The organism is Streptomyces hyderabadensis (assembly GCF_020404845.1).
GTDB classification, from domain to species: Bacteria; Actinomycetota; Actinomycetes; order Streptomycetales; family Streptomycetaceae; genus Streptomyces; species Streptomyces hyderabadensis.
Window position 1 is genome coordinate 39224 of the sequence record NZ_JAIOJZ010000036.1, and the last position, 18312, is coordinate 57535.

The 18312-nt window shown below is 73.4% G+C and carries 15 protein-coding genes; 11 read left to right on the forward strand and 4 right to left on the reverse strand.

Features of this window, described 5'->3' with window-relative positions:
- Nucleotides 1-77: 77 nt before the first annotated feature.
- A complete protein-coding gene (locus tag K7854_RS25090) occupies nucleotides 78-359 on the reverse strand; it encodes an HPr family phosphocarrier protein (RefSeq protein ID WP_007445064.1) in 282 nt (93 codons plus the stop codon).
- Nucleotides 360-570: 211 nt separating this feature from the next.
- Here K7854_RS25090 and K7854_RS25095 point away from each other — a divergent pair, with 211 nt between their 5' ends.
- The 4 genes from K7854_RS25095 (at nucleotide 571) to K7854_RS25110 (ending at nucleotide 6284) form a co-directional block, all read left to right on the forward strand.
- Nucleotides 571-3699, forward strand: a complete 3129-nt coding sequence (locus K7854_RS25095) for a GNAT family N-acetyltransferase (RefSeq protein WP_226028813.1) — start codon at nucleotides 571-573, stop codon at nucleotides 3697-3699.
- Between the two features lie 92 nt (nucleotides 3700-3791).
- Nucleotides 3792-4388 carry a DUF5998 family protein gene (locus tag K7854_RS25100; RefSeq protein ID WP_180988946.1) on the forward strand — a complete coding sequence of 199 codons (597 nt, stop codon included), beginning with the start codon at nucleotides 3792-3794 and terminating at the stop codon, nucleotides 4386-4388.
- Nucleotides 4388-5581 carry an alkaline phosphatase family protein gene (locus K7854_RS25105; protein ID WP_226028814.1) on the forward strand — a complete coding sequence of 398 codons (1194 nt, stop codon included), beginning with the start codon at nucleotides 4388-4390 and terminating at the stop codon, nucleotides 5579-5581. Before K7854_RS25100 ends, K7854_RS25105 begins: the two co-directional genes overlap by 1 nt.
- Nucleotides 5582-5633: 52 nt before the next feature.
- The gene (locus K7854_RS25110; protein ID WP_003973175.1) at nucleotides 5634-6284 is read left to right on the forward strand and encodes a thymidine kinase; all 651 of its coding nucleotides are present in this window, start codon (nucleotides 5634-5636) and stop codon (nucleotides 6282-6284) included.
- Nucleotides 6285-6318: 34 nt separating this feature from the next.
- Here the strand turns inward: K7854_RS25110 and K7854_RS25115 are convergent, their stop codons facing one another.
- The gene (locus K7854_RS25115) at nucleotides 6319-8388 is read right to left on the reverse strand and encodes a glycoside hydrolase family 36 protein (RefSeq protein WP_226028815.1); all 2070 of its coding nucleotides are present in this window, start codon (nucleotides 8386-8388) and stop codon (nucleotides 6319-6321) included.
- A gap of 241 nt (nucleotides 8389-8629) precedes the next feature.
- On the opposite strand from K7854_RS25115, the gene K7854_RS25120 reads away from it, so the two are divergent.
- The 6 genes from K7854_RS25120 (at nucleotide 8630) to K7854_RS25145 (ending at nucleotide 15040) form a co-directional block, all read left to right on the forward strand.
- Nucleotides 8630-9418 carry a GntR family transcriptional regulator gene (locus K7854_RS25120; RefSeq protein WP_226028816.1) on the forward strand — a complete coding sequence of 263 codons (789 nt, stop codon included), beginning with the start codon at nucleotides 8630-8632 and terminating at the stop codon, nucleotides 9416-9418.
- Between the two features lie 225 nt (nucleotides 9419-9643).
- Nucleotides 9644-10975, forward strand: coding sequence for a D-tagatose-bisphosphate aldolase, class II, non-catalytic subunit (locus tag K7854_RS25125; RefSeq protein ID WP_226028817.1), 1332 nt, complete (start codon nucleotides 9644-9646; stop codon nucleotides 10973-10975).
- Nucleotides 10972-12132: an SIS domain-containing protein gene (locus K7854_RS25130; RefSeq protein ID WP_226028818.1), complete on the forward strand. Its 1161-nt coding sequence runs from the start codon at nucleotides 10972-10974 to the stop codon at nucleotides 12130-12132. The genes K7854_RS25125 and K7854_RS25130 overlap by 4 nt, the downstream gene beginning before the upstream one ends.
- A gap of 49 nt (nucleotides 12133-12181) precedes the next feature.
- On the forward strand, nucleotides 12182-13174 hold the full coding sequence (locus K7854_RS25135; RefSeq protein WP_226028819.1) for an N-acetylglucosamine kinase: 993 nt from the start codon (nucleotides 12182-12184) through the stop codon (nucleotides 13172-13174).
- On the forward strand, nucleotides 13171-14109 hold the full coding sequence (locus K7854_RS25140) for a DMT family transporter (protein ID WP_226028820.1): 939 nt from the start codon (nucleotides 13171-13173) through the stop codon (nucleotides 14107-14109). Before K7854_RS25135 ends, K7854_RS25140 begins: the two co-directional genes overlap by 4 nt.
- Before the next feature lie 82 nt (nucleotides 14110-14191).
- Nucleotides 14192-15040, forward strand: a complete 849-nt coding sequence (locus tag K7854_RS25145) for a class II fructose-bisphosphate aldolase (protein ID WP_226028821.1) — start codon at nucleotides 14192-14194, stop codon at nucleotides 15038-15040.
- Between the two features lie 51 nt (nucleotides 15041-15091).
- On the opposite strand, the gene K7854_RS25150 is transcribed toward K7854_RS25145, so the two are convergent.
- On the reverse strand, nucleotides 15092-15895 hold the full coding sequence (locus K7854_RS25150; protein WP_226028822.1) for a VOC family protein: 804 nt from the start codon (nucleotides 15893-15895) through the stop codon (nucleotides 15092-15094).
- A 241-nt stretch (nucleotides 15896-16136) separates the two neighbouring features.
- Between K7854_RS25150 and K7854_RS25155 the strand changes: the two genes are divergently transcribed.
- Complete coding sequence (locus tag K7854_RS25155) at nucleotides 16137-16988, forward strand: sulfurtransferase (protein ID WP_226028823.1); 852 nt, start codon at nucleotides 16137-16139, stop codon at nucleotides 16986-16988.
- Nucleotides 16989-17147: 159 nt separating this feature from the next.
- On the opposite strand, the gene sepH is transcribed toward K7854_RS25155, so the two are convergent.
- Complete coding sequence (gene sepH, locus K7854_RS25160; protein WP_226028824.1) at nucleotides 17148-18206, reverse strand: septation protein SepH; 1059 nt, start codon at nucleotides 18204-18206, stop codon at nucleotides 17148-17150.
- Nucleotides 18207-18312 lie beyond the last annotated feature (106 nt).

The window sequence follows — 18312 nt, forward strand, 5'->3', positions numbered from 1 at the left end:
GGCGAGGCGGAGCGGAAAAGGTGAAAGGCCCGCACGGAGGTTCCGGGCGGGCCTTTCGGTGCTGCTGTCCGTGGGGCTCAGACGGTCTCGGGGAGCTCCTCGAGCCCCTCGGCGACCAGCTTCGCCAGCCGGTCCAGGGCGGCCTCCGCACCCTCGGCGTCGGAGGCGAGGACGATTTCCTCGCCGCCCTGGGCGCCGAGGCCGAGGACGGCCAGCATGGAGGCCGCGTTGACGGGGGACCCGTCGGCCTTGGCGATCGTCACCGGGACGCCTGTGGCCGTGGCGGCTCGGACGAAGATGGAGGCGGGGCGGGCGTGGAGGCCCTCGGCCCAGCCGACGTTGACGCGGCGCTCAGCCATGTGATGCTGCCCTTCAGGTGTTCATGTTCAGAGGGGTTTGAAGTTGTCTAGACCAGTCTTGTCTAGACCAGTTTCCCACATCGTGAAGCGGGGTCGGGACGACCGCGTGCGCCGTCCCGCGCGGGGCCCGGACCGCGGCCTCGGTCCGGGCTTTCCGTCCCCCACAGACTGCCCCGCGCCGTTGTCGTACGCGAGCCGTACTCTGGGGCCCATGCAGACCTCGTCGGACCGGCACGAGTATCCCGCCCACTGGGAAGCCGACGTGGTGCTGCGCGACGGCGGCACCGCGCGCGTCCGCCCCATCACCGTTGATGACGCCGAGCGCCTGGTCAGCTTCTACGAGCAGGTGTCCGACGAGTCGAAGTACTACCGCTTCTTCGCGCCGTATCCTCGCCTGTCCGCCAAGGACGTCCACCGCTTCACGCACCACGACTTTGTGGACCGGGTGGGACTCGCGGCCACCGTCGGCGGCGAGTTCATCGCCACCGTACGCTACGACCGGATCGGGGCCGGCGGAACACCCGCCACCGGCCCGTCCGACGAGGCCGAGGTCGCCTTCCTCGTCCAGGACGCCCACCAGGGGCGGGGCGTCGCCTCGGCCCTCCTGGAGCACATCGCCGCCGTCGCGCGCGAGCGCGGCATCCGCCGGTTCGCCGCCGAGGTGCTGCCCGCCAACAACAAGATGATCAAAGTCTTCATGGACGCCGGGTACACCCAGAAGCGGAGCTTCGAGGACGGGGTGGTCCGCCTGGAGTTCGATCTCGAACCCACCGACCGCTCGCTCGCCGTGCAGTACGCGCGCGAGCACCGTGCCGAGGCCCGTTCCGTGCAGCGGCTGCTGCAGCCCGGCTCGGTCGCGGTGGTCGGCACCGGACGCACCCCGGGCGGCGTCGGGCGCAGCATCCTCGGCAACATCCGGGACGCGGGGTACACGGGTCGCCTGTACGCCGTGAACAGGGCCTTTCCCGAGGGGCAGAAGGACGTCGACGGGGTTCCGGCGTGCCGCTCCGTGCGCGACATCGACGGGCCCGTCGACCTCGCCGTCGTGACCGTGCCCGCCGAGCACGTCCCCGACGTCGTCACCGAGTGCGGCGAGCACGGGGTGCAGGGGCTGGTGGTGATCTCCGCCGGTTACGCCGACAGCGGGCCCGAGGGACGCGAACGCCAGCGCGCCCTGGTGCGGCAGGCGCGCACGTACGGCATGCGCATCATCGGGCCCAACGCCTTCGGGATCATCAACACCTCCCCGGACGTGCGGCTCAACGCTTCCCTCGCCCCCGAGATGCCGCGCCCCGGCCGGATCGGCCTGTTCGCCCAGTCCGGCGCCATCGGCATCGCCCTGCTCTCCCGGCTGCACCGGCGCGGCGGCGGGGTCACCGGTGTCACCGGCGTGTCCACCTTCGTCTCCTCCGGCAACCGCGCCGACGTCTCCGGCAACGACGTCCTCCAGTACTGGTACGACGACCCGGAGACCGACGTCGCGCTGATGTACCTGGAGTCCATCGGCAACCCGCGCAAGTTCACCCGCCTGGCCCGGCGCACCGCCGCCGCCAAGCCCCTGGTCGTGGTCCAGGGAGCCCGGCACGGCGGTGTGGCACCCCAGGGGCACGCGGTACGGGCGACCCGGCTGCCGCACGCGACGGTCTCCGCGCTGCTGCGGCAGGCCGGCGTGATCCGGGTCGACACCATCACCGACCTGGTCGACGCGGGGCTGCTGCTCGCCCGCCAGCCGCTGCCGGCCGGACCGCGGGTGGCCATCCTGGGCAACTCGGAGTCACTGGGGCTGCTCACGTACGACGCGTGCCTCGCCGAGGGCCTGCGCCCGCAGCCCCCGCTGGACCTGACGACGGCCGCCTCGGCCGGCGACTTCCACGCGGCCCTGGCCAGGGCCCTGGCCGACGACACGTGCGACGCGGTCGTGGTGACCGCCATCCCCACGGTGGGGGAGGGGGCGGCCGGGGACGCCGCGCTGGCGGAGGCGCTGCGCTCGGCGGCGGCCGCGGTCCCCACCAAGCCGGTCCTCGTGGTCCACGTGGAGCTGGGCGGCCTGGCGGAAGCCCTCTCCGCGGCGGCAAGCACCGCCCCGCACCCGTCCCCGGGCACCGCCTCGCAGGCGGCTCCGGGCACCGCTTCCCCGGCGGCTCCGGGCACCGCCCCGCAAGGCGGCACCCCGGACACCGCACCGCAGGCGGCTCCGGGCGCCGCACCGCGCCCGTCCCCACGGCTTGCTTCCCCGGCGGCCCCGGGCACCGCCCCGCAGCCCGTCCCGGGTGCCGGCTCCCGAGTGGCTTCGAGTACGGGCTCCCCGGGCTCCCCGGGCGGTCCTGGCGCCGGGCCGCAGGCCACCCCGGGCGGCGCCCCTCAACCGGAGCCGGGCGCCGCCTCCCGCGGCACCCCGGGTGTCGCCCCCGGCGTGCCCGGCGCCGTCGGGGAGGCCCCGTCCGGCGCGGGCCGTTCGGCCGCTGCCCCGGCAGGGGCCCACCTGATCCCCGCCTATCCCGCCGCCGAGCGCGCCGTCCGTGCCCTCGGCGAGGCCGTCGCCTACGCGCAGTGGCGGCGCGATGCCGCCGACCCCGGCAAGGTGCCCGAGTACGAGGACATCGACGAGAAGGGCGCCGCCGAGCAGATCGCGGGCCACCTCGCGCGCGGGCAGGGGCTCACCCTCGGCAGCCGGGAGACCTGCGACCTGCTCGGCAGCTACGGCGTCCACGTCCACCGCGCCCTGCCCGCCCCCACCCCCGACGAGGCCGCGTCCGCCGCCCGGACCATCGGCTACCCCGTGGCCCTCAAGGCCACCGCCCCGCACCTGCGGCACCGCGCGGACCTGGGCGGCGTACGCCTGGATCTCGCGGACGAGGAGCAACTGCGCCGGGCCTACGCCGAGTTGACCGAGCTGTTCGGGACGCCCGCGGAGCTGCGCCCGGTGGTGCAGGGCATGGCCCCGCGCGGCGTCGACACCGTCGTACGCGCGGTCATCGACCCGGCCGCCGGCGCGGTGCTCTCCTTCGGCCTCGCCGGCGCCGCCACCCAGCTGCTCGGCGACATGGCGCACCGGTTGATCCCGGTCACCGACCGGGACGCCACCTCGCTCATCCGCTCCATCCGCACGGCGCCGCTGCTCTTCGGCTGGCGCGGCTCCGCCCCCGTCGACGCCGCCGCCCTGGAAGAGCTGCTGCTGCGGGTGTCCCGGCTGGTGGACGACCACCCGGAGGTCGTCGCGGTCACCCTGGAACCGGTCGTGGTCGCACCGCACGGCCTCAGCGTCCTCGGCGCGTCCGTCCGCCTCGCGCCCCCGCCCGCCCGCGACGACCTCGGCCCACGCACCCTGCCGGCCTACTGAACGCCAGGCCGCGTGCCCGGCCCTGCCCGCCCCGCGCACGGCCGGGACGGGTACCGCGGGAGCGTCCCTCGCAGTCAGTGGGTCCCCGTAGGATGGACGGCATGGCCAAGACCAGTACGACGACCCAGGGGCTGCGAGCGGCGATCGAGCGCAGCGGCTACTACCCGGCCCTCGTGGCCGAGGCGGTGGAAGCCGCCGTGGGCGGCGAGCCCGTGCGGTCGTACCTGGTCCATCAGGAGACGACGTTCGACCAGAACGAGGTGCGCCGGCACGTGACCGTGCTGGTCCTCACCGGCAACCGCTTCATCGTGAGCCACACCGACGAGCAGGCCGCCGACGACACCTCCCCGACGCCGTACGCCACCACGTCCACCGAGTCCGTCAAGCTCGGCCGGATCTCGTCCATCGTCGTCAGCCGCGTCGTCGCCAACCCGGAGCAGTACAAGCCGGGCACGCTGCCCCGCGAGATCGTGCTGACCATCGGCTGGGGCGCCGTCTCCCGCCTCGACCTGGAACCGGCGGCCTGCGGCGACCCCAACTGCGAGGCCGACCACGGCTACACGGGCAGCTCGACGGCCGACGACCTCAGCCTGCGCGTCAGCGAGGCCGGGGACGGTCCCGAGACGGTGCGCCAGGCGCTCGCCTTCGCCCAGGCCCTGTCCGAGGCGACCGCGGACTCCACCCGCTGATGGTGCAGCACACCGCCTGGGACGCCCACCCGGAACCGCTCCCCGTCGACTCCGCGCCCGTACCCCAGTACGGCACCGGCTCCCTCGCCGATCTGCTGCCCACCCTGGCCGCCGGCCTCGGCGTCCCCGGCATGAGGGCGGGGATCACCGAACTGACCCCCGCCGACCGCAACTGCGTCTTCCTGATCGACGGCCTCGGCTGGGAGCAGCTGCGCGCGCACCCCGAGGACGCCCCGTTCATGAGTTCCCTCCTGGGCAGCTCGCGCGGCGGCACCGGACGCCCGATCACCGCCGGTTACCCGGCGACCACGGCGACCTCCCTCGCCTCCGTCGGCACCGGTCTGCCGCCGGGCGCCCACGGCCTGCCCGGCTACACGGTGCGCGACCCCGCCACCGGCGCGCTGATGAACCAGCTGCGCTGGCAGCCGTGGACCGCGCCGGGCCCCTGGCAGCCGTACCCGACCGTCTTCGCCCTCGCCCACGAGGCCGGTGTGCACGCCGCCCAGGTCTCCTCGCCCACCTTCGCGAACACCCCGCTGACCAAGGTCGCGCTGAGCGGCGGCGAGTTCCACGGACGGCTGTCCGGCGAGGACCGGATGGACTGCGCCGCCGAGCAGCTGGCCCGCGCCGACCGCGCCCTCGTCTACACCTACTACGCCGAGGTCGACGGCGCGGGCCACCGCTTCGGCGTCGACTCCGACACCTGGCGCGGCCAGCTCGGGCACGTCGACCGCCTCGTCCAGCGCCTCGCCGAGCAGCTGCCGCCGCGCAGCGCCCTGTACGTCACCGCCGACCACGGCATGGTCGACGTGCCCTTCGACGAGGACCACCGCATCGACTTCGACGAGGACTGGGAGCTGAAGGCGGGCGTCGCCCTCCTCGGCGGCGAGGGCCGGGCCCGCCACGTCTACGCCGTCCCCGGCGCCCACAACGACGTGCTGACCTGCTGGCGCGAGGTGCTCGGCGAGCAGTTCTGGGTGGCCTCCCGGGACGAGGCGATCGAGGCGGGCTGGTTCGGCCCCCGTGTCGACGACCGGGTGTACGGCCGCATCGGCGACGTCGTGGCCGCGGCGCGCGACGACGTCCTGCTCATCGCGTCCGAGCGTGAGCCCAAGGAGTCGGCGATGGTCGGCAACCACGGCTCGATGACCCCTGCCGAACAGCTCGTCCCGCTGCTCGAAGTACGCTCCTGACGCCCCGCCCCCGCCCCGCCCGCCCCCGATGCCGAAAGGTGCTCAACTCCTCATGCCCGAGCTGGTGTTCTTCTCCGGAACGATGGACTGCGGGAAGTCGACACTGGCTCTCCAGATCGAGCACAACCGCTCGGCACGCGGACTGGCCGGCATGATCTTCACCCGTGACGACCGCGCGGGCGAGGGCAAACTCTCCTCCCGCCTCGGTCTCGTCACCGACGCGGTCGAGGTCGGGGACGGTCAGGACCTGTACGCCCACGTCGTCGACCACCTCTCGCAGGGCGGCCGCGTGGACTACGTGATCGCCGACGAGGCGCAGTTCCTCGCGCCCGACCAGATCGACCAGCTCGCGCGGGTGGTCGACGACCTCGACGTCGACGTGTACGCCTTCGGCATCACCACCGACTTCCGCTCCAAGCTCTTCCCCGGCTCCCAGCGGCTGGTGGAACTCGCCGACCGCGTCGAGGTGCTCCAGGTCGAGGCCCTGTGCTGGTGCGGTGCCCGCGCCACGCACAACGCCCGCACCGTCGGCGGCGTCATGGTCGTCGAGGGCGCCCAGGTGGTCGTCGGCGACGTCGCCCAGTCACCGGACGAGATCGGCTACGAGGTGCTGTGCCGCCGCCACCACCGCAGGCGGATGACGAGCGCCACGGCGCGGGCGGCGGCGCTGTCGCCGGACGTGCTGCCGGTCACCGCCACCTGAGTGCCGGGACCGGCGTTCCGTCCCTCGCGTCCGATCAGCCGACGGGCTCGGCCACGACGAGCTGGAACCGCTCGAAGGCCAGCTTCACGGTGTTGTGCCGGGCGTCGGCAGTCCCGAGCGAGCGGCCCTCGAAGGGGTCGGTCAGGCGGTACCTGCCGTGGCCCAGACCACGCAGCTCGACCGTCCCGTCCCACCGCTCGGCGTAGAAGGCGTAGTGCAGCACCGCTCCCTTGGCCACCACATGGGCCTCGGGCTTGTCGAAACCGATGTCGTACAGCTCGCCCCGGTACTCGCCGGTGGTCAGCATGTTCTCCTCGTACAGGTCCAGCCACCGGCGCCAGAGAACCTCTCTTTCCGGCGTGAGCACGATCGTCTCGTCCGGGCCGGCGGGGTAGGTGAACTTCGTCGACAGGACCGCCCCCACGCCGTAAGCCGAGGCGAAGTCGTCGCCGCCGTCGCTCAGTTCGACGTGGTCGCCGGAGTAGCTGCTGCCCCGGCCCATCAGCGCCTTCATCGTCTTGCCCTTCGTCCGCACCTGGTAGGACGAGAGCGGGTCCGAGCTGGGGTACTGGTCGACGTAGGGCAGGTTGTGGAAGGCGAAGGCGGTGCCGCAGGGGCACAGCTCGACCACGGCGTCGCGGTTCGCCTCGTGGGCGGCCTCGTACACCGCCTTCCAGAACCGCGCGAGCCCCTCGGTCGACTCTTCGGGGCGGGCATGCCCGTGTGCCGGGTTGTAGCAGGGGGCGACGGCGTTGAGGTGCTGCCCGTCGATCTTGAGCCCTTCGTAACCCCAGTCGCCGATGAACTCCTTCACCTGGGCGACGAAGTAGTCCACCGTGGGCCGGTACGCGGGGCACAGCGTCCAGGCGTCCCACCAGCTCACCCGCTGCTTGTTGCCCTCGCGGTCCAGCAGGAGCATGTCGGGGCGCTCCTCGTACAGCCTGCTCCCCGGGTCCGCCGCCAGCGGGGCCCACCACAGGCGCGGCCGCAGTCCCGCGTCCCGGATCCGCCGGGTGAAGGCCCGCATGTCCGCCGCGCCCCTGGGGAACTTCCGCGGGTCGAGCTCCCAGTCGCCCTCGTTGGTCTGCCAGCCGTCGTCGAGGACCGCCCACTTCAGGCCGACCTCCCGCACCTTGGGGAGTGTTGCGACCACCTCATCGACGGTGAAGTCGCGCTCGTACCCCCAGGCGCACCACATGGGCTCCAGGGCCGACGCGGGTGTCTCGGGGGCACGCTGGCCTACGTCACCCATGTAGTCGCGGTAGCGCTGGAGCGGCACGAAGTGGTCGCCCGGCAGGGCGGTCAGGAACGTGGTGTCGGTGGTCAGGCGCCGGCCCGGCCTCAGCGTGACGGGGCTGTCCCCCTCGACGGCGATACCTGCTCCGCGGGCCGTCCGGCGAACCGGCAGGCGCAGCATCCTCGCCACGGGTTCGACATGCCCGACGGAGAGACCGGCGCCCGGCCGCCACACGGATGCCAGGGGGGTGCCGCCGCCGTAGTCGGAGGCGTCCATCCCCAGCGAGTTCTCCTGGACGAACCCGTCCGTCATCGGCTGCACCCAGTCGCGGCGGTCCTCGTACGTCGTACCCGAGAAGGTGAAGAAGCCGCCGGGAACCTCAAGGAGTTCATGGGCCCCGCTGCGCCACCCGGTGACCGCGAGCGGGCTGCCGGTCCCGTTGGTGTAGGTCACCTTCATCACGATCATCCCGGTCAGGCGCCGGTAGGAGGTCAGCTCCACCGTCTTGCGAACGCCGGACGCGGACCTGCCCCAGACGGTCACCCGCACACCCGCGCCATGCCGGGAATGCCTGGTCCTGCGGGTCTGGTGACCGCCGTAGGCGAACTCGTCGATCACCTCGTCGCCCAGGAGCAGCGCCTCACCGGCGTCGAAGCGCGTGACGGCCTCGCCGTTCAACGCCACCCGGCTGCGCAGCCGGTCGTCGAACTCCAGGGTGATGGAGGTGTCGCCGACCCCGACGAGGTCGGGTTCGCGGTGCGGTGCGGCGGCCGCCGGTGCGGCGCCCGCTGCCACCGTGGGCAAGGCGGCCAGGCCGGCACCCCCCAGCGCCACCTTCAGTACGGTTCGCCGGTTCACATCCGTCATGTCGGTCTCTCTCTCGGCGCGGGGTCTGGTACAGGGTGGACTGGTTCGAGAACGTAAGTGGTCTTTGATTGGCCTGTCAATGGTCCAAGAGGCCGCCGCGGCTCGGGAGTTCACCCCCCGTACCAGGAGGACCAGGCGGGGAGCAGTGGGATCGGATGCCTGCGCGGGGCGATCGGACCGGTATCCGCATGGGCGGTCGAACCGGTATCTGTACGGGCGGCCGAACCGGTATGCTTCTGGTATGACCGAAGCGAGTACGCCGATGCCCAGGGGCCTCTTCGCCGACGACGCCCTCCCCCTGTACGAGCGCACGGCCGCGCGGCTCCTCGACGATCTGCGCGCCGCCGCCGCCCGCCCCGGCGACCGGCTGCCCTCCGAGCGTGCCCTGGTCACCCGCTACGCCGTTTCGCGCGTGACCCTGCGGGCCGCCCTCGCCCAGCTGGAGGCGCGGGGCATCGTGCGGCCGTCGTCGTCGCGCGGATGGTTCGTCGCCGAGCCCGGCCTGTTCCCGGACGCGGAGCCGGCGCCCGCCTCGGCCGTTCCCCAGGTCCAGGGGTTCGCCGACTACGCCGAGGCCAACGGCCTGACGACGGCCAGCAAGGTGCTCTCGGCCACCGTCCGTCCGGCCACGGTGGCGGAGGCGGAGCAGCTGCGCATGGCCCCGGGCGCCGATCTCTTCGACCTCCACCGGCTGCGCTTCCTGGACGGCCTGCTGGTCGTGCTGGAGCACAACCGGCTCCCGCTGTCGGCCTGCCCGGCCCTGGCCGAAGCCGACTTCAACACCGCCTCGCTCTACGCCACCCTGCGCGCCGCCGACCCGCCGCAACTGCCCCGGGTCGCCGACTACTCGGTCGAGGCCCGCCACCCGACGGCGCGGGAGATCGAGCTGTTCGAGATCGGCGCCACCATGCCGATGCTCGTCGCCACCCAGCTGACCTCGAACCAGGACGCCCGCCCGATCGAACTGACCGTGCAGGTCTACCGGGGGGACCGGTACCGGTTCCGGGCCTCCATCACCAACCAGACCTGACCCGAACGGTCGCGTGCAAACCCTGCCCGAGCCGGGCGTCGGAGTGGCCGACGCCCGGCTCGTCGCCATTGCGCGCACTGGTCACCATGAGACGACAGTGAGAGATACCAGAAGCAGACCAAGAAAGACCTATTGACGGCCGAAAATAAGACCAGTAACGTTCCGCATGAGCTTCGGGCCATCGCGGCAAACGGGCTCAAACCGCACTTCAGTGAGGGGTTGGCGATGCAGAGCCCGTTGGACGAGGTCGTCCGGAGCCAGAAGGCCGGACGGCCACAGGGCATCACCTCCGTGTGCTCCGCCCATCCGCTGGTCATCGAAGCGGCCGTACTGCAGGCACGGGAGACCGGTGGCCCCCTGCTGGTGGAGGCGACCTCGAACCAGGTCGACCAGTACGGCGGATACACGGGCATGCGGCCCGGCGACTTCCGCGACCTGGTGCACGGCATCGCGACGGCCTGTGGTCTGCCGCTGGACCGGGTGATCCTCGGCGGCGACCATCTCGGACCGAACCGGTGGCAGTCCCTGCCGCCCGAGGAGGCGATGGAGCAGGCCGAAGCCCTGGTCGCGGCCTACGCGGGGGCGGGCTTCACCAAGATCCACCTGGACTGCAGCTTCGCCTGCGCAGGCGACCCCGTACCGCTGACCGACGACGTGGTCGCCGAACGCGCCGCACGGCTGATCCGGGTGGCCGAGGACACGGTGGGCCCCGAGCGGGCGGACCGGATCCGGTATGTGATCGGTACCGAGGTGCCCACGCCCGGCGGCGCGCACGAGACGCTCGGCGCCCTCGTGCCCACCACGCCCTCGGCCGCGCGCACGACGCTGGAGCAGCATCGCAAGGCGTTCGCCCGGCACGGCATCGACGGTGTCTGGCCACGCGTCATGGCCCTGGTGGTGCAGCCGGCCGTGGAGTTCGACCACCTGCGCGTCGTCGACTACCGGCGGGAGCCGGCCCAGGAGCTGCGCAAGGTCCTCGACGACGAGCCCACCATGGTCTACGAGGCCCACTCGACCGACTACCAGACCGCCGAGGCGCTCACCGCCCTGGTCGAGGACCACTGGGCGGTCCTCAAGGTGGGGCCCGGGCTGACCTTCGCCCTGCGCGAGGCACTGTTCGCCCTCGCCGCGATCGAGGACGAGCTGGTGCCGCCCGGTGAGCGGTCGCGGCTTCCCGAGGTCGTCGAGCGGCGGATGCTCGCCGAACCCGCCAAGTGGGAGGGCTACTACCCCGGCGGTGCGGACGAGCAGCGCCTCGCACGCCGCTACAGCTACAGCGACCGGATGCGCTACTACTGGCCCGACCCCGAGATCGAAGCGGCCCAGGCCAGGCTGTTGGCCAACCTCTCGGCCGCGGCCGTCCCGCTGCCGCTGCTCAGCGCCCATCTGCCGCTCCAGTACGCCCGCGTCCGCCGCGGTGAGCTGGCCGCCCGCCCGCGCGACCTGGCCGTGGACCACGTCCGCGACGTGCTGCGCGACTACGCCCGCGCCGCCGACCCCGGCGGCACCCCGGAGCAGAACCAGAACCAGAAGCCGAGCCAGAAGGAGTACGTGTGACCACGCCCTCCGGCACGCTGCCCCTCGACGACAGCGCTGTCCACACCGTCCGCGAGATCGCCCAGCAGCCCGCCCTGTGGCGGGAGGTCGAGCAGATCGTCGCCGCCTGCCGGGACTCGCTGGACGCGTTCCTCAGTCCCCTCCTGGCCCGCGGCGACCTGCGCGTGGTCCTCACCGGCGCCGGCACCTCCGCGTTCGCCGGCCAGGTGCTCGCGCCGGCCCTGTCCCGGCGCCTGGGACGGCGCGTCGACGCGGTCGCCACCACGGACCTCGTCGCCGATCCCCGCGGTTGCCTCGCCGAGGACCTGCCCACGCTGCTGGTCTCCTTCGCGCGGTCGGGCGACAGCCCCGAGTCCGTGGCCGCCACCGCCCTGGCCGACCAGGTCCTCTCCGAGGCGCACCACCTCGTGATCACCTGCAACGAGCAGGGCCGCCTGGCGCGCGAACACGCCGAGCGGCCCCGGTCCCAGGTGCTGCTGATGCCCGCCGCGTCCAACGACCGCGGCTTCGCCATGACGTCGAGCTTCACCTGCATGACGCTCGCGGCGCTGCTCGCGCTGGGCGCAGACGCCTACGACGGGATCGCCGAACGCCTGGCCCGGGCGGCGGAGTCGGTCATCGAGGAGGGCGCCGCCGACCGCACCGCCGGCGCCCTGGTGGACCGCGCGCCCGAGCGCATCGTCTTCCTGGGCAGCGGCCCGCTGAAGGGCCTCGCCGAGGAGTCGGCGCTGAAGGTGCTGGAACTCACCGGCGGGACGCTCATGGCGGTCGCGGAATCCTCGCTGGGATTCCGGCACGGTCCCAAGGCGGTGCTCAACGAGCGTTCGGTCGCGGTGGTGTACGTGTCGAACGACCCCTACACCCGCCGGTACGACCACGACATCGTCGCGGAGCTGCGCGGAAACCTGCCCGACGGCAGTGTCTTCGCGGTCTCGGCACAGACCGGTGCCGCGGCGGAGGACGCGGCCGACGCCTGGCCCCTGCCGGGCCTCGACGACGTCGACGACGCCGCCCTGGCCCTGCCCGCGGTGGTGTACGCCCAGCTCATCGCCCTGCGCGCCTCCCGGGCGCGGGGCCTGCGGCCCGACAACCCGTTCCCCTCGGGTGAGGTCAACCGCGTGGTGCAGGGCGTGATCCTGCACTCCCTGAACAACTGATCGAAGGCGGCGACGGCGCGCACCGAGGGCGCCGGACGGAGGTACAACGATGTTCCTGGGTGTCGACGGCGGCGGTACGAAAACCGCCTTCTGCCTGGTCGACCGGTCCGGGCACGTGGTGTCGCGAGCACAGGCGGCGAGTTCGTACTACTTCTCGCACGGCATCGAGCTGGTCGAGCGGGTGCTGAGGGAAGGCGTCGACGCCGTCTGCGCGGCGGCCGGAGCGGCCCCGGCCGACATCGAGTACGCCTTCTTCGGCCTGCCCGGTTACGGGGAGGCGGCCCACGACCTGCCCGTCCTCGACGCGACCCCGCGAGCGGTGCTCGGCCACGACCGCTACGCCTGCGACAACGACATGGTCTGCGGCTGGGCGGGCTCCCTGGGCGCGGTCGACGGCGTCAACGTCATCAGCGGCACCGGTTCGATGACGTACGGCGAACGGCTGGGCCGGGGCGTGCGGGTCGGCGGCTGGAGCGAGACGTTCGGCGACGAGGGATCGGCGTACTGGATCGCGGTCCGCGGCCTCAACGCCTTCTCGCGGATGAGCGACGGACGGCTCGCCGAAGGCCCCCTGGCCGGGGTGTTCCGCGGCCGGCTCGCCCTCGGGTCCGACCTCGACGTGATCGACGTCGTCCACAACCGGTGGCAGGGCGACCGGGGGCGGATCGCCTCGCTCAGCCGCGCGGTGGCCGAGGCGGCCGCGGCGGGCGACGCGACCGCGGCGTCGATCCTCGCGGCGGCCGGCCGCGAACTCGCCCTGCTCGTGGACGTCACCCGCGAACGCCTGGGGTTCGGCCCGGACGAGACCGTGCCCGTCTCCTACTCCGGCGGCACCTTCGGCGCCGCCCCCGTCCTGGAGGCGTTCACCTCCGGGCTGAAGAGCCGCTTCACCGGCTACGAGTTGCGGCACCCCCTGTACGAACCCGTCGTGGGCGCCGCCCTGTACGCGGCGAAACTCGCCGGAACCCCGCTCGACCGGCCGGCGCTCGACGCGCTGCGCGGGACCTCCGGGGCCCCTGCCTCAGGAGAGGACGAACAATGAAGAACGGCACGAGAAGCTGGATCCTGTACGCGTCGCTGCTGGTCCTGTTCTGGGGTGTGTGGGGCGCCTTCTCCAGCGAGCCGAACAGCAGGTACGGCTACCCCAACGAGATGATCTACGTCATCTGGGCCTTCACGATGATCATCCCCGCGTACTTCGCGATGCGCGGCAACACGTTCGACCGCAGGCCGGTCGCCGCGATGTACGGACTGATCGCCGGACTGACCGGAGCCGGCGGACAACTGCTGCTGTTCCAGGCGCTCTCCGACGGTCCGGCGTACCTGATCTTCCCGCTGGTGTCGCTCTCCCCGGTGATCACCGTGCTCATGGCGACGGTGCTGCTGCGCGAGCGGATCACCCGGCTCGCGGTCGTCGGTGTGGTCGCGGCGCTGGTGGCGATCGTGCTGCTCAGCATTCCCAGCGGCTCGGACGACTCGGACTCGCACGGCCCGTGGCTGGTGATGGCCGTCCTGGTCTGCGTCGCCTGGGGCGTGCAGGCGTTCTGCATGCGCAAGGCCGCACTCGTCGGCGTCAACGACGCGACGACCTTCGGGTGGATGACCATCAGCGGACTGCTGCTGGTGCCGGTGGCGTTCGCGCTCATGGGCGGCCTCCCGGACGGGGCTCCCTGGCAGGCGCCGGCGCTCACCGCGGTGACCCAGATCCTCAACGCGGTCGGCGCGCTGTTCCTGGTCATGGCGTTCAGCCGGGGCAAGGCCACGGTGGTCGCCCCCGTCACCAACGCGCTCGCCCCGGTCCTGACCATCGTGCTGTCCCTGGCGGTGTACCAGACGCTGCCCAGCGTGTGGGGCACCCTGGGCATCGTGCTGGCCCTCGCGGGCTCGACCCTGATGGTCTACAGCGACGAGAAGAGCGGCGAGACGTCCGTGGCACCGGGGGCCGCGGAGAGCGACGTGAGTCCGGTCGGCCGGTAGTCCCGGCCGCTCGTACCGGCCAAGCCCCGAACCGAACGACCGTCGAAGCAACCGCAACACGAAAGCGAGGGGAAACACCCCCATGCCCCTGGTTCCCACGCAGGACCTCGTCCAGGCGGCGGCCGCCGCCGGCCGGGCCGTCGCGGCGTTCAACGTGATCACGCTGGAGCACGCCGAGGCGATCACCTCGGGCGCGGCGGCCGCGGGCGCCCCGGTGATCCTGCAGATCAGCGAGAACGCCGTGCGGTTCCACGGCGGCCGCGTCGAGCCGATCGCCCGGGCCGCGGCCGAGGTCGGCAAGGCCAGTGACGTCGACGTCGCACTGCACCTGGACCACGTGACGGACATGCGGCTGCTGCGCACGGCGGCCGACGCCGGGTTCTCCTCCGCGATGTTCGACGCCGGGGCGCAGCCCTACGCCGAGAATCTGGCCGCCACCCGTGCCGCCGCGCAGTGGGCCCACGGCGCGGGCCTGTGGCTGGAGGCCGAACTCGGCTACGTGGGCGGCAAACCCGACGCGCCCGCGAGCGCCCACGCGGCCGGGGTGCGCACCGACCCGGAGGAGGCGGCGCGATATGTGGCGGACACCGGCGTGGACGCGCTGGCCGTCGCCGTCGGCAGCAGTCACGCGATGACCGAACGCTCCGCGTCCCTGGACCACGCGCTGATCGGCCGACTGCGGGAGGCCGTGCCCGTTCCCCTGGTCCTGCACGGTTCGTCGGGCGTCGGCGACGACGAACTGCGGCGAGCCGTCCGGGCCGGCATCGTGAAGATCAACGTCGGTACCGCCCTCAACATCGCCTTCACGGGCGCGGTCCGCGAGACACTGGCGGAGCGCCCCGACCTCACCGACCCCCGCCCCTACGTCGCCCGGGGCCGGGAAGCGATGGCGGAGACGGTACGCGCCCTGCTCGCAGTGGTGGGCGGCTGAGCGTCGCCGAGGAGACGGCCGACGGCACCTGTACGGCTGCTCAGCGCCGCCTCACCGCTGAGCGTGCAGCAGCGTGAACCGCGCGCCCTCGGGATCCGCCACCGTCGCCGCCCGGCCGTGCGGTGTGTCCCGGGCCGGCACGAGGACGTGCCCGCCCAACTCGACGAGACGCGCCACGGACGCGTCCGTGTCGGCCACCTCGAAGTGCGTCATCCAGTGCGGACCCCGGTCACGGGGCAGGGCGTCACCGACGCCGTGGATGCCGGCGACGGGGCGGCCGTCGAGGCGCAGCGTGACGCGATCGTGGTCGGTGGAGGGCTCCGGGTCCGGCTCGAAGCCGAACACCCTCTCGTAGAACTTGGCGACGCCCGCCGTCTCGTAGGTCAGCAGCTCGTTCCAGGCCGGCGTGCCGGGTACCCCGGTGACGGCCGTGCCCAGGTGCGCGGCCGCCTGCCAGACGCCGAAGACCGCCCCGGCGGGGTCGGAGCCGAGGGCCATGCGCCCCGCCTCGCCCGCGTCCAGGGGGCCCACGCCGACGGTGCCACCGCACAGACGCACCGTCTCGGCCGTCCGGTCGACGTCGTCCGAGGCGAAGTACGGCGTCCAGGCGGTGGGCAGTTGCCGGTCCGGGGGCAGCTGCCCGATCCCGGCCACCTCCCGCCCGTCGAGCAGGGCCCGCGCGTACGGGCCCAGTTGCTGGGGGCCGGGCCGGAACTCCCAGCCGAACAGGGCACCGTAGAAGTCGTGGGTGGCGGCCGGTCCGTGCACCATCAGACTCACCCAGCAGGGTGTGCCGGGCGCGCGCCGGGCGTTCGTCTCGCCGATCCGGCTGTCCGATCCCCGTGCGTCGGTCATCGTCACCCTCTTCTCGGCCCTCCGCGGGCCGTGCGTCCGCTTCCGCTCCGACGGGCCTCGGCACCGATTCCGGCACCGGGTTCCGGTGCGTGGTTCGGCCGAGCGCGCGCTCGTGGGGCAGCCCGCCTGCCCGGGCAGTACAGCATGTGCCCGAACCCGTACGCCTCGTGATCGGTACTGTCCGGCGGGCAGAGTAGCCCGACATCGACGCCTCGGCCACTCGGTACGCCAGGATGGGGCCATGAACGCCATCATCTCCGCATCCGAACTCGTCGACGAACTGGCGGGCGGCGACCCGCCCGTGCTGCTCGACGTCCGCTGGCAACTGAGCACGGCGAAGGCGGCCGGGGCCCCGCCGTTCGACGGCCGGGCCGAGTACGCGGCCGGGCATCTTCCCGGTGCGGTCTACGTCGACCTGGACAAGGAGCTGGCCTCGGCGCCCGGTGCGCACGGCCGGCACCCGCTGCCCGACGTCGGGGAGTTCGGAGCGGCGATGCGCCGGGCGGGCGTGTCGCAGCGGCGGCCGGTCGTCGTCTACGACGGCGGGCAGGGGTGGGCGGCGGCCCGCGCCTGGTGGCTGCTGCGCTGGACGGGTCACCCGAACGTGCGGGTCCTCGACGGCGGGTTGCCGTCCTGGGCGGCGCCGCTGTCGACGGACGTTCCGACGCCCCCGCCGGGCGACTTCACGCCGGTGCCGGATGCCCCGGGGCTGCTGGACGCGGACGGGGCCGCCGCGCTGGCGCGGTCCGGGGTGCTGTTCGACGCCCGTGCGGGGGAGCGGTACCGGGGCGAGGTGGAGCCGATCGATCCGGTCGGCGGCCACATCCCGGGTGCCGTGTCCGCGCCGACGACCGACAACGTGGCCCCGGACGGGCGCTTCCGGTCCGCCGAGGAACTCCGGGCCCGCTTCGAGACCCTGGGCGCCACGGAGGACCGGGCGGTCGGCGTCTACTGCGGCTCGGGCGTGTCGGGCGCCCACGAGGTGCTGGCGCTGGCGGTGGCGGGTATCCCGGCGGCGCTGTACGTGGGCTCGTGGTCCGAGTGGTCGTCGGACCCGGCCCGGCCGGTCGCGGTGGGGCCCGACCCGCAGTAGGGCGGAGGCGCGGGACCGGACCCGCAGCGGGGAAGAGCCCGGGGCCGCGCCCGCAGGAGGGCTGGAGCACGGGGCCCGGCCCGCGGCAGGAAGGAGTTCGGGGCCGCACCCACTTGGGTGCGGCCCCGAACTCCTTCACGTCGTCCGGCGAGGACTCGGCTACTCCTGCTTCTTGCGCCGGGTCCCGAACACGATCTCGTCCCAGCTCGGCACCGCAGCGCGGCGGCCCGGCCGGACGCCGTCGGCCTCGGCCTGCCGGTCGGTGGAGCCGGTGAGACGGTCGCGGTGGCTGGCCACCGAGCGCGGCATCAGCACGTCGGCGTAGGCGGAACCGGCCGACGCGGCGGGCGCGGGTGGCTCCTCCACCTCGGGTTCCTCGACGGGCTCCTCCACCGGCTCCGGAGCGCGCTCCGGCACCACCAGATCGCCGCGGAAGCTCGGCACGGCCTCCAGCAGGCTGGTGAGCGAGTCGCGTTCCCGCTCGGCCGAGGCGGTGGCCGCGGTGTCCTCGGCGGGCTCGGCCGGCGGCGGGGGCAGGCTCGGCCGCTCCCGCTGCTCCCGGTCGAGGGTGCGGTCCAGCGGCCGGTCGCGGGGCAGCCGGGCGATGCGCGGCACGAACGGGAAGCTGGGCTCGGGCGCGGCGAGGTCGTCGGACTCGCCGATCAGCGCGCGTGCCTCCGCGTCCACGGCCTGGACGAGCCGCCGGGGCGGGTCGTACGTCCAGCTCGCCGAGTGCGGCTCACCCGCGACCAGGTAGACCAGCAGCACTTCCCAGGTGCCGTCGTCGCGGCGCCAGGAGTCCCACTGGACGGTGTCCTTGTCGGCGCCGCGCAGCAGCAGCCGCTCCTGGACGGCCTCGCCGAGGGGCGGTCCGGAGTTCTCGCCGGGGCGGCGGACGGGGGTCTTGCGGGCCCGCTCCGCCATGAAGGCGCGCTCGGCCAGCACCGGGCCCTCGAAGCGCCGTACGCGGTCGACGGGGATGCCGGCCATCTGGGCGACCTCTTCCGCGGTCGCGCCGGCCCGTATACGTGCCTGGATGTCGCGGGGGCGGAGATGGCTCTCCACCTCGATCTCGATCTGGCCGAGGCGGGGACGGTCGCCGCGCACGGCGGCCCGGAGCCGCTCGTCGATCGGAAGCGTGTACTCCGTGCTGTCCGCAGCCTTCAGCACCAGCCGTGTGCCGTCATTCGAGACGGCCACGACACGCAGTTCGGGCATGGGGACCTCCCGGGTGGTGCCTGCCGACGTCACGTGCGTCGCTGCTTCCGCTCTGTCGAGTGTGGCCTGCCCGGGTGCAGCCTGCCACAACCTTGCCGAGTTGCCC

Excerpts from the sequence above, each read along its gene's own strand:
- sepH (WP_226028824.1), bottom strand. The coding sequence starts at position 18,206 with ATGCCCGAACTGCGTGTCGTGGCCGTCTCGAATGACGGCACACGGCTG.
- K7854_RS25150 (WP_226028822.1), bottom strand. The coding sequence starts at position 15,895 with ATGACCGACGCACGGGGATCGGACAGCCGGATCGGCGAGACGAACGCC.
- K7854_RS25145 (WP_226028821.1), top strand. The coding sequence starts at position 14,192 with ATGCCCCTGGTTCCCACGCAGGACCTCGTCCAGGCGGCGGCCGCCGCC.
- K7854_RS25105 (WP_226028814.1), top strand. The coding sequence starts at position 4,388 with ATGGTGCAGCACACCGCCTGGGACGCCCACCCGGAACCGCTCCCCGTC.
- K7854_RS25135 (WP_226028819.1), top strand. The coding sequence starts at position 12,182 with ATGTTCCTGGGTGTCGACGGCGGCGGTACGAAAACCGCCTTCTGCCTG.
- K7854_RS25115 (WP_226028815.1), bottom strand. The coding sequence starts at position 8,388 with ATGACGGATGTGAACCGGCGAACCGTACTGAAGGTGGCGCTGGGGGGT.
- K7854_RS25095 (WP_226028813.1), top strand. The coding sequence starts at position 571 with ATGCAGACCTCGTCGGACCGGCACGAGTATCCCGCCCACTGGGAAGCC.
- K7854_RS25090 (WP_007445064.1), bottom strand. The coding sequence starts at position 359 with ATGGCTGAGCGCCGCGTCAACGTCGGCTGGGCCGAGGGCCTCCACGCC.
- K7854_RS25120 (WP_226028816.1), top strand. The coding sequence starts at position 8,630 with ATGACCGAAGCGAGTACGCCGATGCCCAGGGGCCTCTTCGCCGACGAC.
- K7854_RS25125 (WP_226028817.1), top strand. The coding sequence starts at position 9,644 with ATGCAGAGCCCGTTGGACGAGGTCGTCCGGAGCCAGAAGGCCGGACGG.
- K7854_RS25155 (WP_226028823.1), top strand. The coding sequence starts at position 16,137 with ATGAACGCCATCATCTCCGCATCCGAACTCGTCGACGAACTGGCGGGC.
- K7854_RS25100 (WP_180988946.1), top strand. The coding sequence starts at position 3,792 with ATGGACGGCATGGCCAAGACCAGTACGACGACCCAGGGGCTGCGAGCG.
- K7854_RS25110 (WP_003973175.1), top strand. The coding sequence starts at position 5,634 with ATGCCCGAGCTGGTGTTCTTCTCCGGAACGATGGACTGCGGGAAGTCG.
- K7854_RS25140 (WP_226028820.1), top strand. The coding sequence starts at position 13,171 with ATGAAGAACGGCACGAGAAGCTGGATCCTGTACGCGTCGCTGCTGGTC.